Annotated in this window: 12 protein-coding genes, 1 tRNA gene and 1 pseudogene; 10 read left to right on the top strand and 4 right to left on the bottom strand. The window is 70.1% G+C overall.

All coding sequences use genetic code 11. From position 1 onward, the window contains the following. Window positions 1–154: 154 nt before the first annotated feature. A pseudogene (locus tag FNH09_RS38465) lies at window positions 155–883 on the bottom strand (fibronectin type III domain-containing protein); the annotation flags it as partial. 165 nt (window positions 884–1,048) lie between these two features. Here FNH09_RS38465 and FNH09_RS38460 point away from each other — a divergent pair. After that, window positions 1,049–1,306, top strand: coding sequence for a hypothetical protein (locus FNH09_RS38460; protein WP_162469735.1), 258 nt, complete (start codon window positions 1,049–1,051; stop codon window positions 1,304–1,306). A gap of 13 nt (window positions 1,307–1,319) precedes the next feature. Further along, window positions 1,320–3,137: a glutamine--fructose-6-phosphate transaminase (isomerizing) gene (gene glmS / locus FNH09_RS38455; protein WP_152894509.1), complete on the top strand. Its 1,818-nt coding sequence runs from the start codon at window positions 1,320–1,322 to the stop codon at window positions 3,135–3,137. A gap of 109 nt (window positions 3,138–3,246) precedes the next feature. Here glmS and FNH09_RS38450 read toward each other — a convergent pair whose 3' ends face one another. Both FNH09_RS38450 and FNH09_RS38445 read right to left on the bottom strand, forming a co-directional pair. Next, window positions 3,247–3,813 carry a GPR1/FUN34/YaaH family transporter gene (locus FNH09_RS38450; RefSeq protein WP_162469734.1) on the bottom strand — a complete coding sequence of 189 codons (567 nt, stop codon included), beginning with the start codon at window positions 3,811–3,813 and terminating at the stop codon, window positions 3,247–3,249. Window positions 3,814–3,963: 150 nt separating this feature from the next. Further along, a complete protein-coding gene (locus tag FNH09_RS38445) occupies window positions 3,964–4,491 on the bottom strand; it encodes a universal stress protein (protein WP_152894508.1) in 528 nt (175 codons plus the stop codon). A gap of 302 nt (window positions 4,492–4,793) precedes the next feature. Here FNH09_RS38445 and FNH09_RS38440 point away from each other — a divergent pair, with 302 nt between their 5' ends. From FNH09_RS38440 to FNH09_RS38420, 5 genes are all read left to right on the top strand, one after another. Next, the gene (locus tag FNH09_RS38440; RefSeq protein WP_152894507.1) at window positions 4,794–5,132 is read left to right on the top strand and encodes a hypothetical protein; all 339 of its coding nucleotides are present in this window, start codon (window positions 4,794–4,796) and stop codon (window positions 5,130–5,132) included. Between the two features lie 376 nt (window positions 5,133–5,508). Then, window positions 5,509–6,738: a helix-turn-helix domain-containing protein gene (locus FNH09_RS38435; protein ID WP_152894506.1), complete on the top strand. Its 1,230-nt coding sequence runs from the start codon at window positions 5,509–5,511 to the stop codon at window positions 6,736–6,738. A 233-nt stretch (window positions 6,739–6,971) separates the two neighbouring features. Beyond that, window positions 6,972–7,580: an oligoribonuclease gene (orn, locus tag FNH09_RS38430; RefSeq protein ID WP_152894505.1), complete on the top strand. Its 609-nt coding sequence runs from the start codon at window positions 6,972–6,974 to the stop codon at window positions 7,578–7,580. Between the two features lie 110 nt (window positions 7,581–7,690). After that, a tRNA-His gene (locus FNH09_RS38425) sits at window positions 7,691–7,763 on the top strand. 70 nt (window positions 7,764–7,833) lie between these two features. Then, window positions 7,834–8,424, top strand: a complete 591-nt coding sequence (locus tag FNH09_RS38420; protein ID WP_162469733.1) for a GNAT family N-acetyltransferase — start codon at window positions 7,834–7,836, stop codon at window positions 8,422–8,424. A gap of 163 nt (window positions 8,425–8,587) precedes the next feature. On the opposite strand, the gene FNH09_RS38415 is transcribed toward FNH09_RS38420, so the two are convergent. After that, window positions 8,588–9,643 (bottom strand): LacI family DNA-binding transcriptional regulator, encoded by a 1,056-nt coding sequence (locus FNH09_RS38415; RefSeq protein WP_152894504.1) that lies wholly within the window; start codon window positions 9,641–9,643, stop codon window positions 8,588–8,590. Window positions 9,644–9,963: 320 nt separating this feature from the next. Here FNH09_RS38415 and FNH09_RS38410 point away from each other — a divergent pair, with 320 nt between their 5' ends. From FNH09_RS38410 to FNH09_RS38400, 3 genes are read left to right on the top strand one after another with little or no spacing between them, the layout of a single operon-like run. Then, complete coding sequence (locus FNH09_RS38410; RefSeq protein WP_152894503.1) at window positions 9,964–11,289, top strand: ABC transporter substrate-binding protein; 1,326 nt, start codon at window positions 9,964–9,966, stop codon at window positions 11,287–11,289. After that, the gene (locus tag FNH09_RS38405) at window positions 11,286–12,314 is read left to right on the top strand and encodes an ABC transporter permease subunit (protein WP_162469732.1); all 1,029 of its coding nucleotides are present in this window, start codon (window positions 11,286–11,288) and stop codon (window positions 12,312–12,314) included. Before FNH09_RS38410 ends, FNH09_RS38405 begins: the two co-directional genes overlap by 4 nt. Further along, entirely contained in the window at window positions 12,311–13,222 is a 912-nt protein-coding gene (locus FNH09_RS38400) for a carbohydrate ABC transporter permease (RefSeq protein WP_152894502.1), read from the top strand. Before FNH09_RS38405 ends, FNH09_RS38400 begins: the two co-directional genes overlap by 4 nt. The last annotated feature ends 72 nt before the right edge of the window (window positions 13,223–13,294 follow it).

Genomic DNA, 13,294 nt, shown 5'->3' with positions numbered 1-13,294 from the left:
GCGACGACTGGCACACGCCCCAAAAGAAGCAGCGCAGGCCTGAGTCTCTACCGGATCGTCCGCGAGCTGCAGACACTCCTCGCCACCTGGACCGGCGCCTGCCCCACCTGCCACCGCAACATACCCATACCCATACGAACCTGACCAAGCACTACCAGGTGCGCGAGTCGAACCCGGTGTCGGTGGTCTTGCCCTGGCCCGCCGGGTCGCCGTAGGCGATGTCGCCCGCGTGCAGGTGGAAGGCCGGGTTCTGGCCGAGGATCAGGCTGTCGTTGGCCAGCGCGTGGTAGCTGACCCCCTGGTCGCCGAAGGCGGTGAAGGTGAACGGCTGCTTGCAGTCGGGCGCGGTGGTGAAGGTGCCCAGGGTGCCGGCCAGGTGCGCCTCGGCCGGGTCGAAGCCCTGGTGGCCGACGCCGTAGTAGTACGTCCGGCCCGGGCGCAGGTGGGTGAGCTTGGCGTGCAGGTAGTACTGGTTGTGGTCGCCGCTCGCGCCGACACCGGCCGGGGTGTAGAGGGTGCGGACCTCGGCCTCGATCTTGCGGGAGAGGTCCCAGGGGTGGGCGCCGATCCGGATGAAGGGCTTCTTCACCGCGACCGGGACCTGCCACGAGACCGTCATCTCGGTGCTCGGGTCGTTGCCGTAGGCGAGGTGGCGGCCGAAGGGGGCGACGAGGGCGCCGTCGACCTTCTCGGCCGCGGGCGCGGTGGACTGGGTGGGTACGGCGGCCTGGGCGGTGGCGCCCGGCACGAACGCGCCACCGACGACGGCGCCCACGGTGACCGCGCCGCCTCTGATCATCGTGCGCCTGGAGAATCTGGCGCGCAGGTATTCGTGCTGTTCGGCCATGCTCATGCGCTCGGCCAGCTGCTCGGGTACGCCCATGCGAGGAATGTCCATGGCGTCTGAAACTCGTCTCCCAAGGCTACGGACCGCAAGACTCAGGATGGACAGCCGACGAACAGCACCTCATAAGAGATTCAACACAGCCCTGCCCGAAATCGGGCAGGATTGTTGCGGATCTACCGCCGGTACCCCAGGATCTACCGGGTGCACGACGAACTCGTTGATCACCTGACGCGGTCCACGCCCCTCAACCGGGGTGAGGCCCTGCGGGTGGTCCAGGACGTGCTCGCCTATTTCGACGAGACGACCGAGGACTACGTCCGTCGCCGCCACCGCGAGCTCCAGGCCCAGGGCCTGGTGAACGCGACGATCTTCGAACGGATCGAGGCGGACCTGAAATACCGGGCGGTGTCGCCGCCGGAGCTCTCGCTCCGGCAACTGCGCCGCATGGTCTACGGCTGAGGAATACCTATATATGTGCGGAATTGTCGGATACATCGGTCGGCGTGACGTCGCTCCCCTCCTCCTGGAGGGCCTCCAGCGTCTGGAGTACCGCGGCTACGACTCCGCGGGCATCGTCGTCACCTCGCCGAAGACGCCGGGTCTGAAGCTGGTCAAGGCCAAGGGCCGGGTCCGTGACCTGGAGGCCAAGGTCCCGGCGCGCTTCAAGGGCACCACGGGCATCGCCCACACCCGCTGGGCCACCCACGGCGCCCCGTCCGACGTCAACGCGCACCCGCACATGTCGACCGACAACAAGGTCGCCGTCGTCCACAACGGCATCATCGACAACGCCTCCGACCTGCGCAGGAAGCTGGAGGCCGACGGGGTCGAGTTCCTCTCCGAGACCGACACCGAGGTCCTCACCCACCTCATCGCGCGCTCCCAGCACGAGAAGCTGGAGGACAAGGTCCGCGAGGCGCTGCGGGTGGTCGAGGGCACCTACGGCATCGCCGTGATGCACGCCGACTTCAACGACCGCATCGTGGTGGCCCGCAACGGCTCCCCGGTCGTCCTCGGCATCGGCGAGAAGGAGATGTTCGTCGCCTCGGACATCGCCGCCCTGGTCGCCCACACCCGGCAGATAGTCACGCTGGACGACGGCGAGATGGCCACCCTCAAGGCGGACGACTTCCGGACGTACACCACCGAGGGCACCCGCACCACCGCCGAGCCGACCATCGTGGAGTGGGAGGCCGCGTCGTACGACATGGGCGGCCACGACACGTACATGCACAAGGAGATCTTCGAGCAGGCCGACGCCGTGGACCGCGTGCTGCGCGGCCGCATCGACGACCGGTTCTCCACCGTCCACCTCGGCGGCCTGAACCTGGACGCCCGCGAGGCGCGCCAGATCCGCCGCGTGAAGATCCTCGGCTGCGGCACCTCGTACCACGCGGGCATGATCGGCGCCCAGATGATCGAGGAGCTGGCCCGTATCCCCGCGGACGCCGAGCCGGCCTCGGAGTTCCGCTACCGCAACGCCGTCGTCGACCCCGACACGCTGTACATCGCCGTCTCCCAGTCCGGTGAGACGTACGACGTGCTGGCGGCCGTCCAGGAGCTGAAGCGCAAGGGCGCGCGGGTGCTGGGCGTGGTCAACGTGGTGGGCTCGGCGATCGCCCGCGAGGCGGACGGCGGCGTGTACGTGCACGCCGGCCCCGAGGTCTGCGTGGTCTCCACCAAGTGCTTCACCAACACCACGGTCGCCTTCGCGCTGCTCGCGCTGCACCTGGGCCGCACCCGCGACCTGTCGGTGCGCGACGGCAAGCGGATCATCGAGGGCCTGCGCAAGCTGCCCGCGCAGATCACCGAGATCCTGGAGCAGGAGGCGGAGATCCAGAAGCTGGCCGAGCAGTACGCCGAGGCCCGCTCGATGCTCTTCATCGGCCGCGTCCGGGGCTACCCGGTGGCCCGTGAGGCCTCCCTGAAGCTCAAGGAGGTCTCCTACATCCACGCGGAGGCCTACCCGGCCTCCGAGCTCAAGCACGGCCCGCTCGCCCTCATCGAGCCGGCCCTGCCCACCGTGGCGATCGTCCCCGACGACGACCTGCTGGAGAAGAACCGCGCCGCCCTGGAGGAGATCAAGGCCCGCAGCGGCCGGATCCTCGCGGTCGCGCACCGGGAGCAGGAGAAGGCCGACCAGACGATCGTCGTGCCGAAGAACGAGGACGAGCTGGACCCGATCCTGATGGGCATCCCGCTCCAGCTGCTCGCCTACCACACGGCCAAGGCCCTGGGCCGGGACATCGACAAGCCGCGCAACCTCGCCAAGTCGGTGACGGTGGAGTAGGACTCCCGCTCCTCGCGCAGTGACATGAACGACCCCCTGTGAGCCACCGGCACAGGGGGTCGTTCTTTCAGGGGGCCGGGGCCGCCCGGTGCCCCGGCCCGCGCCTGCCTCAGCCGGTGGCCGTCACCCCCCGGCCGGCGGCGCGTCCGGGAAGGGCGGTGGGCCAGTGGGCCAGGGCCGCGGTCGCCGCGTACCAGGCCACCGCTCCGGCGGCCACGGCGAACCAGCCGCCGGCCTTGGTCAGGCTGCCGCTGTCCGAGAAGGCGGCGATGGCCAGCAGCAGGAGCGAGACGAAGAACAGCCCGTAGGTGCCCTGGCCGAGCTGGTCGCCGCCCGCCAGGGTGAGGCTGAGCGCCACCAGGGCGAACAGCAGCAGGAAGAGTCCCGCGGCGTTGGCGGAGGCCTGGGCGCCCGCCGAGACGGCCCAGGTGAACCAGAGTGCGCCGAGGACGGTGTAGGCGGTGCCGTTCGCCGTGTCGCGGTCGCGCAGGGCGAGCAGCCCGGCGAGGAACAGGGCGACTCCGCCGACGTAGTGGGCGAGGGTCACGGCGTCCGCCGCCGACACGCCGTCGATCAGGTCCGTGTATCCGAGCCCGAACGCCAACAGGGTGATACCCAGGGCGAGTCGGCCGAAGGTCGTGGTGGTGGTTCTTCCCGCAGAGACGTCGTTGTCCACGGCGGGCTCCCTTCATGCAAGTGCGTTGCGCGGTGAGCGATATATGCCCTTCACAAAGGCACAAACACTCGCTACGCACGAGTAGATTCGCGCGACGCAGCAAGGGAGTTGAGCCGGTCCGCCGGGCATGCCGCCCGCGGACGCGGGGAGTTACGGAATGACGATGACGGGCCGCTTGGCCCGCTTGGCGAGCCGCCCGGCGACCGAGCCGAAGATCCGGCCGACGATGCCGTGCGTGGAGCCGACGACGATCGCGTCGGCCTCGTACTCCCGCCCCACCTCTTCGAGTTCGTGGCAGATGTCGCCGCCGCGCTCGACCAGGATCCAGGGCACTTCGGCGAGGTACTCCGCACAGGCGAGTTCCAGACCGAGCACCTCGGTGCGGTGGTCCGGCACGTCGACGAAGACGGGCGGTTCGCAGCCGGCCCACACCGTGGTGGGCAGCCGGTTGGCGACATGGACGATGATCAGGCCCGACCGGGAGCGGTGGGCCATCCCGATGGCGTACGCGAGGGCCCGCTCACTGGACGTGGAGCCGTCGAAGCCGACGACCACCCCGTGCTTGAAGGCGGGGTCGCACGCGTGGCGTTGCTCTTCTGCCGCGAGGGGCTCGGCCGCCGTGGGGTCGGCGACGGGCCGCTTGCGGTCCGCGGGTTCGAAGAATTCGTGACCGGCCATGAGTGTCTCGGCGTTCAGATCCTCGTGGGTGGGGACGACGGTGTGGGACGGAGGTGTGTCCGGGAATCATCTTCCCAACCCCATACCCCAAGGGTACGGCGGCACTCCTCCTTCGCCCAGATCCCGCGCGCGCTCCGTATGGGTTCCCCGGAGCATGCACGAGGGGGCGCCCGGGACGCAATGGTTGCTGCCCCGTACAGCCTGTTCGCACAGGATTCAACAGGATTCCCTTGACCGTCCTGGTGACCGAGCGGCCGGGCGGACGTTTAACCCGCGTGACCGACCGCCACAGGGAGCACGCCATGCCCTCACCCCGCACCGGCCCCGAGGCGGGCCGCACCGCCCCGCCGGCCCCGGACACGGCGACCGACGTGGTCCGCTGGGCCGCCTTCAGCTGTGTGCTGGTCCTGGTGGTGCTGCTCTGGTACGGCTCCTCGCCCGCCGGCGCCGCCGGTACGGCGCTCGGTCTCGCGGCCGTCACGGCCGCGTGCCGTGCCCTGTTGCGCCGGTCCGAGCGCGGCGCGGCCCTGCTGCGGGCCGCGGAGGGCGCGCCGTCCGCGACCCGCGGACGGCGTCACAGGGTCGGAACGGGGGCACAGGGAGGCGGACGCCGCCCGGGCGGAAATACACCGGTCGGCTGACCGGTTTTTATGCACGGGAGCGCTTGTTTTCAGCCAACTTCTCGCTCCCGCGCATCCCTTGCCCCGAGTACCCCCCACCCCCCGTTCGACCTGCACGGATAGGGCCTTGGGGACCCTGCGCACCCTACGGGGATTGGCCACTGCCACGAGGCGCACTTCCCTGCACGCCCCACGAGTGCAACGCTTCGTGATCGAATGCTTCACGCCAAGTTGCCATGTCGACAATGTGCCCAGTGGTGAACTGGTCACGACGGCACCATGCGACACAGTAGATTCGATCTTGACTGTTACGGCGGGGGACTCGTGCAGGACCGAGGGGAAACGTGCAGGAGCGACACAACCGAGGAGCCGCGACCACCGAGGGGGGCTTAGCAGTATGAGCCACGACTCCGCTGCCGCGCCGGAAGCCGCGGCCCGGAAGCTTTCCGGGCGACGCCGCAAGGAGATCGTTGCGGTGCTGCTGTTCAGCGGCGGCCCCATCTTCGAGAGTTCCATACCGCTGTCGGTGTTCGGGATCGACCGCCAGGACGCCGGCGTGCCGCGCTACCGACTGCTGGTGAGCGCAGGCGAGGAAGGCCCGCTGCGGACCACAGGGGGCCTGGAACTCACCGCACCACACGGCCTGGAGGCGATCTCCCGGGCGGGCACGGTCGTCGTGCCTGCCTGGCGTTCGATCACCTCGCCGCCACCGGAGGAGGCGCTCGACGCACTGCGCCGGGCGCACGAGGAGGGCGCCCGCATCGTCGGGCTGTGCACCGGCGCCTTCGTCCTGGCGGCCGCGGGCCTGCTGGACGGACGACCGGCCACCACGCACTGGATGTACGCGCCGACGCTGGCCAAGCGCTATCCGTCGGTACACGTGGATCCACGCGAACTCTTCGTCGACGACGGCGATGTGCTGACGTCGGCGGGCACCGCGGCCGGAATCGATCTCTGTCTGCACATCGTGCGGACGGACCACGGCAACGAGGCGGCCGGCGCGCTGGCCCGCCGGCTGGTGGTCCCGCCGCGCCGCAGCGGCGGCCAGGAGCGCTACCTCGACAGGTCTTTACCAGAGGAGATCGGCGCCGACCCGCTGGCCGAGGTCGTCGCCTGGGCGCTGGAGCACCTCCACGAGCAGTTCGACGTGGAGACCCTCGCGGCGCGCGCGTACATGAGCAGGCGGACGTTCGACCGACGCTTCCGCTCGCTCACCGGCAGCGCCCCGCTCCAGTGGCTGATCACCCAGCACGTGCTCCAGGCGCAGCGCCTGCTGGAGACGTCGGACTACTCGGTGGACGAGGTCGCGGGCCGCTGCGGCTTCCGCTCGCCGGTGGCGCTGCGGGGGCACTTCCGGCGTCAGCTGGGCTCGTCGCCTGCCGCCTACCGGGCCGCGTACCGGGCCCGGCGCCCGCAGGGCGAGCGGCAGCTGGAGAGCGAGGGCCAGCCGGTCCCGGTCCCGGCGGGTCCGCCGCCCGCGCTGCACCCGGAGGGCGGGCCGGTCCCGCCGCAGACCCGCCGTGCCCCGGCGGCGCTGGCCGCCTCGGCGTCCGGCGCCGGGGACGGCGTCCGGGAGGCGTACCTGGCGGGACGGGCGAGCCTGCCCGGCCAGCGCAGCGCGACGTGACGTGACGTGACGGCGCAGGGAACGACGTACGTGACGATGTGACGTGCGACATAAGAAGGGGCGGTCGGGGTCGGATCTTCCGGCCCCGGCCGCCCCTTCGCCGCTCCTGCCCTGCTGTCGCCGCCGTCGCCGCCTCTCCCCCGCGGGAGTCCGCGGCATTCCGTGGCAGTCCGCGGCACAAGCTCGCCGCACGACCGGTTCGGCCCACGGCGGCGCGCCGTAAGGTTAGACACATGAACGATCGCATGGTGTGGATCGACTGCGAGATGACCGGCCTCTCGCTGTCCGACGACGCTCTCATCGAGGTGGCCGCCCTCGTCACCGACTCCGAGCTCAACGTGCTCGGCGAAGGTGTCGACATCGTCATCCGTCCGCCGGACTCCGCGCTGGAGACGATGCCGGAGGTGGTGCGCCAGATGCACACCGCGTCGGGCCTGCTCGACGAGCTGGCCGGCGGCACGACACTGGCGGACGCCGAGGCACAGGTCCTGGCCTACGTCCGTGAGCACGTGAAGGAACCCGGCAAGGCCCCGCTGTGCGGCAACTCGGTCGGCACCGACCGCGGCTTCCTGCTCCGCGACATGCCCGCCCTGGAGAACCACCTCCACTACCGGATCGTCGACGTCAGCTCGGTCAAGGAGCTGGCCCGGCGCTGGTACCCGCGGGCCTACTTCAACAGCCCCGAGAAGAACGGCAACCACCGCGCCCTCGCCGACATCCGCGAGTCCATCGCGGAACTCCGGTACTACCGCGAGGCCGTCTTCGTCCCCCAGCCCGGCCCCGACTCGGACACCGCGAAGGCCATCGCGGCCAAGCACGTCCTGCCTGCTCAGCACGCGTAGCAGGGGCTCGGGAAGCACCGCCGTAAAAGGTGTGCGCGAGCACCCCTCAAGACCCTGTACACTTTTTCTCGGCCGGTAGGGGAAACCGAAAAGTCAACCACCGGCCCATGGTGGGTGTAGCTCAGTTGGTAGAGCACCTGGTTGTGGTCCAGGTGGCCGCGGGTTCGAGTCCCGTCACTCACCCTGATGGTTCAGCGGGTGACCTCCTCACGGAGGTCACCCGCTGACGCGTTTCCAGGAGGCTCGCTTCACCGTGTCCACCGAGCCAGTGCCTGCCGCGCCAGTGCCCACCGGGCCCCTGCGCGCCGAACTCCTGCGCACGGCATCCTTGCGCAGCGCCCGTCTCGACCTCGTCCCGCTGCGCGTGGAGCACGCCGGGGAGATGGCGGACGTCCTGTCCGATCCGGCCCTGCACACCTTCATCGGCGGCTCGCCCGCCACCGCGCAGGCCCTGCGCTCCCGCTACGCACGCCTCGTCGTCGGCTCCCCCGACCCGTCCGTCGTCTGGTGCAACTGGGTGCTGCGGCGGCGCCGGGACCCGTGTCTGGTCGGCACCGTCCAGGCCACCGTGACCGGCGAGGGCCTCGCGGAGATCGCCTGGGTCGTCGGCACGCCCTGGCAGGGGCGCGGCTACGCCTCCGAGGCCGCTGCGGCCCTCGTGGCCGGACTGCGCGCCCACTCGGTCCGTACGGTCGTCGCCCACGTCCATCCCGACCACCTGGCCTCCGCCGCCGTCGCCGCGGCGGCCGGGCTCTCCCCCACGGACGAGGAGCAGGACGGCGAGATCCGCTGGCGGCTGTCCCCGACGCCGGATCCCGACGCCGTCGGCCCGCCGCACGGCTGACCCCGGCCGGCGGACACGGACGCCGAGCGGGCACGGCACGGACGCGGTGCGGGCACGGCACGGACGCCGAGCGGGCACGGCACGGACGCGGTGCGGACATGGCACGGACACCGAGGAGGGGCGGGCGCGCCGAGGACGGACGGACGGACGGGGACCGCCCGTGTCACGAGGACGCCCGGGCCACCAGTTCGGTCGCCAGCACCACCTGACGCCGCTCCAGGCCCCGGGAGGCCGAGGGACGGCGGTCGGCGATCTCGTTGAGCAGCAGGTCGATCATGGTGCGGCCCATCTCCTGGATGGGCTGGCGGACGCTGGTCAGCGGCGGCTCCATGTGGCGGGCGATGGCCGAGTCGTCGTAGCCGACGAGGGCGACGTCCTCCGGGATGCGACGGCCCGCCTCGCGCAGCGCCTGGCGGGCACCGGCCGCCGTCACGTCCGAGGCGGCGAAGACCGCGTCCAGGTCGGGGCGGCGGGCGAGGAGCTTCGCCATCGCCCTGCTGCCGCCCTCCTCGGTGAAGTCGCCCGCCTCGATCAGGCCCTCGTCCGGCGCGTGGCCCGCGTCGCGCAGGGCCGCGCGGTAGCCGTCGATACGCCGCTGGGCGCCGTACACGTCGAGCCGGCCGGTGATGTGCGCGACGCGGCCGCGCCCCCGGGACAGCAGATGCTCCACGGCCGAGCGGGCGCCGCCGTAGTTGTCGGAGTCGACCGAGGTGAGCGTCTCCGCCGCCGAGCGCGGGCCGCTGATCACCGCCGGGATCTCCAACTGGGCGAGCAGGTCGGGCAGCGGGTCGTCGGCGTGCACGGACACCAGCAGGACGCCGTCCACCCGGTGCGCGGCCAAGTACTCGGCGAGCCGCTGCCGCTCCCGGTCGTTGCCCGCGAAGATCAGCAGCAACTGCATCTCGGTGTCCGACAGCTCGGCCCCGACACCGCGCAGCATGTCCGAGAAGTACGGCTCCGCGAAGAACCGGGTCTCCGGCTCGGGGACGACCAGCGCGATGGCGTCCGTACGGTTGGCGGCGAGGGCTCGGGCCGCGGTGTTCGGGACGTAGCCGAGTTCCGCGACGGCCGCCTCCACGGCGGCGCGGGTGGCGTCACTGACCCGGGGCGAACCGTTGATCACCCGGGAGACCGTGCCGCGGCCGACACCGGCGCGCGCGGCGACCTCTTCGAGGGTCGGCCGCCCGCCGCTCCGGTTCCGAGCTCCGTGGCCTGCCATGCGCTCCGCCCTCCCGTAGAACCCCGTACCCCACGTCGGCCTGGAATCTAACAGTCCCGCCCTGGAACCCTGGTTCCGGTTCCTAACGGAACCTTCTACTCCAGTTAACAGCCCGATAACTGAACGCATCTCTCCGCGTCGACTCCCTTGACACCCCCGCGCGGACCCGCGACTCTTCAACTCATCACCTGTGGGAGCGCTCCCACAGTACCTGACACATACACATCCCGCACGTTCCCCGCCCGAGCCGCAGCGACAACAACGGGCGCCACCAATGCAGTTGGCCGGGGGGTCGGCACGTCAGGCAACAGGAGGACGCTATGCGCACGAGTACCCGCCGGTCCCGCCGGATGATGGCCTTCACGGTCGTCGCCGCGCTGGCTACGGGGCTGCTGGCCGGTTGTTCCAGCGACTCGGACGACAGCTCGTCGAACTCGAACGGTGGCGGAGACGCCAAGGGCAAGACCACTCTGACGATAGGCACCTTCGGCGTCTTCGGCTACAAGCAGGCCGGCCTCTACGACGAGTACATGAAGCTCCACCCGAACATCTCCATCAAGGAGAACGTCACCACCCGTACCGACGTGTACTGGCCCAAGACCCTCACCCGGCTCCAGGCCGGCTCGGGCACGGACGACATCCAGGCCATCGAGGTCGGCAACATCACCGAGGCCGTCCAGACCCAGGCCGACAAGTTCGTCGACCTCGGCAAGGAGGTCGACAAGTCGCAGTGGCTGGACTGGAAGCTCTCCCAGGCCACCACCAAGGACGGCAAGACCATCGCGCTCGGCACCGACATCGGCCCGATGGCGATCTGCTACCGCAAGGACCTCTTCGAGAAGGCCGGTCTGGAGACCGACCGCACCAAGCTCGCCGCGTCCTGGAAGGGCGACTGGGCCAAGTACGTCGACCTCGGCAAGCAGTACATGAAGAAGGCGCCCAGCGGCACCAAGTTCGTGGACTCCGCCTCCTCGGTCTACAACGCGGCCCTCGGCGGCGAGAGCCAGCGGTACTACGACAAGGACGGCAACGTCATCTGGGACAAGTCCACCGGGGTGAAGAAGTCCTGGAACGTCGCCATGACCGTGGCGACCAGCAACATGTCGGCGAAGCTCAAGCAGTTCGACCCGACCTGGGACCAGGGCTACGCCAAGGGCTCCTTCGCGACCGTGGCCTGCCCCGCCTGGATGATGGGCTACATCCAGGAGAAGTCCGGTGACGCGGGCAAGGGCAAGTGGGACGTGGCGGCCGCGCCGACCGCGGCCAACTGGGGCGGCTCGTTCATCGGTGTCCCGACGGCCGGCAAGCACCAGAAGGAGGCCATCGAGCTGGCCAAGTGGCTGACCGCGCCCGAGCAGCAGGCGAAGGTCTTCGCCAAGCAGGCGAGCTTCCCGTCGACCCCGTCGGCCTACTCGACCCTGACGCCGGCCGCCGCCACCACGGAGTACTTCTCCAACGCGCCGATCACGCAGATCTTCGGCGACTCGGCGAAGACCATCCCGGTCCAGCACTTCGGCACCAAGGACCAGCCGATCGGCACCGCGATCACCGACGTCGGCATCCTCCAGGTCGAGCAGAAGGGCAAGTCCCCGGCCCAGGGCTGGGACGCGGCAAAGGCTGAGATCAAGGACGTGCTCGGCCAGTGACCAGCTCCAAGCAGGCTCTCGCGCAGACCGCGACGAGCGCCGACGCCGCGCCCGGCTCACAGCCGGGCGCGGCCCGGGGCGCTCAGGGTCGGGGTACGCCGCCGCCGGGCCCGGATTCCTGGCGCAGCCGGCTGTACCGCTGGGACATGAAGGCGGCGCCGTACGCATTCATCTCCCCCTTCTTCATCATCTTCGGGGCCTTCGGCCTGTTCCCGCTGCTCTACACGGCCTGGTACTCGCTGCACAATGTGCAGCTTTCCGGTCTGGACCACCAGACCTGGGCCGGCCTGGACAACTACAAGAACCTGCTGTCCTCGGAGTTCTTCTGGAACGCCCTGGAGAACACCTTCACCATCGGCGTGATCTCCACGGTGCCGCAGCTGCTCATGGCGCTCGGCCTCGCCCACCTGCTCAACTACCGGCTGCGCGGCTCGACCGTGTGGCGGGTCGTGATGCTCACCCCGTACGCCACCTCGGTGGCGGCGGCGACGCTGGTCTTCACGCTGCTGTACTCGTGGGACGGCGGCATGATCAACTGGCTGCTGCACTTCGTCGGGGTCCACCCGATCAACTGGCGCGAGTCGGACTGGGGTTCGCAGTTCGCCGTCTCCTCCATCGTGATCTGGCGGTGGACCGGCTACAACGCGCTGATCTACCTCGCGGCGATGCAGGCGATCCCCTCGGACCTGTACGAGTCGGCCGCGCTCGACGGCGCCGGCCGCTGGCAGCAGTTCCGTCATGTGACGATCCCGATGCTGCGGCCGACGATCCTGTTCACGGTGGTCGTGTCCACGATCGGCGCGACCCAGCTGTTCGGTGAGCCGCTCCTGTTCGGCGGGGTCAGCGGCTCCAAGGGCGGCTCGGCGCACCAGTACCAGACGCTCGGCCTGTACATGTACGACCAGGGCTGGGGCATCGGCAACCTCGGCAAGGCGTCAGCGATCGCGTGGACGATGTTCCTGATCCTGCTGATCGTCGCCGCGATCAACATGCTGGTCACCCGACGGCTGAGGAAGTCCCAATGACCACGACTGAACTGACTGTCTCCCAGGCGGAGACGAAGGGAAGCCGGGCCGCCCGGGAGCCCGGACGCCGCCGGGTGCTCGGCGCGGGCAAGCAGCTGCACGCGGGTCCGGTCACTTACATCGTCCTGACCGTCTTCGCGCTGGTCTCGCTCGCTCCGCTGGTGTGGACGGCCATCGCGGCCTCGCGCAACAACGCGCGGCTGGCGCAGACACCGCCGCCGCTGTGGTTCGGCGGGAACCTGTTCAAGAACCTCGAAGCCGCCTGGGAACAGGCCGGGCTCGGCACCGCGATGATCAACTCCACGATCGTGGCCGGGACCATCACCATCGGCACGGTCGTGTTCTCCACGCTCGCCGGGTTCGCCTTCGCCAAGCTGCGCTTCAAGTTCTCCGGACTTCTGCTGCTGCTGACCGTCGGCACGATGATGATCCCGCCGCAGCTGGCCGTCGTACCGCTGTATCTGTGGATGAGCGACCTGGGCTGGTCCAACCAGCTCCAGACGGTCATCCTGCCCACCCTGGTGAGCGCCTTCGGTACGTTCTTCATGCGGCAGTACCTGGTGCAGGCGCTGCCCTCCGAGCTGATCGAGGCGGCCCGGGTCGACGGCGCGAACAGTCTGCGCGTGGTGTGGCACGTCGTCTTCCCTGCGGCCCGCCCGGCGATGGCCGTGCTCGGCCTGCTGACCTTCGTGATGGCCTGGAACGACTTCCTGTGGCCGATCATCGCCCTGAACCAGCAGGAGCCGACGGTCCAGGTCGCCCTCAACTCTCTGGGCACCGGTTACATCCCCGACCAGGCCGTCATCATGGCGGGCGCGCTGCTCGGCACGCTGCCGCTGCTGATCGCCTTCCTGCTGTTCGGCAAGCAGATCGTGGGCGGCATCATGCAGGGCGCGATCAAGGGCTGACGTCCCTGCCGTCCAGGGGCCGGGCCACCGCCGCCCCGGCCCCTGCGGCCCGCCCCCTGTCTCTTATACACA

Origin of the sequence: Streptomyces adustus (assembly GCF_009377175.1) — a bacterium.
Lineage (GTDB): Bacteria > Actinomycetota > Actinomycetes > Streptomycetales > Streptomycetaceae > Streptomyces > Streptomyces adustus.
This window is presented reverse-complemented; position numbering and strand designations above follow the sequence as displayed.

Bases quoted from the DNA above. Each gene is read 5' to 3' on its own strand.
- glmS (WP_152894509.1), top strand. From the start codon at position 1,320: ATGTGCGGAATTGTCGGATACATCGGTCGGCGTGACGTCGCTCCCCTC.
- FNH09_RS38445 (WP_152894508.1), bottom strand. From the start codon at position 4,491: ATGGCCGGTCACGAATTCTTCGAACCCGCGGACCGCAAGCGGCCCGTC.
- FNH09_RS38440 (WP_152894507.1), top strand. From the start codon at position 4,794: ATGCCCTCACCCCGCACCGGCCCCGAGGCGGGCCGCACCGCCCCGCCG.
- FNH09_RS38435 (WP_152894506.1), top strand. From the start codon at position 5,509: ATGAGCCACGACTCCGCTGCCGCGCCGGAAGCCGCGGCCCGGAAGCTT.
- orn (WP_152894505.1), top strand. From the start codon at position 6,972: ATGAACGATCGCATGGTGTGGATCGACTGCGAGATGACCGGCCTCTCG.
- FNH09_RS38415 (WP_152894504.1), bottom strand. From the start codon at position 9,643: ATGGCAGGCCACGGAGCTCGGAACCGGAGCGGCGGGCGGCCGACCCTC.
- FNH09_RS38410 (WP_152894503.1), top strand. From the start codon at position 9,964: ATGCGCACGAGTACCCGCCGGTCCCGCCGGATGATGGCCTTCACGGTC.
- FNH09_RS38400 (WP_152894502.1), top strand. From the start codon at position 12,311: ATGACCACGACTGAACTGACTGTCTCCCAGGCGGAGACGAAGGGAAGC.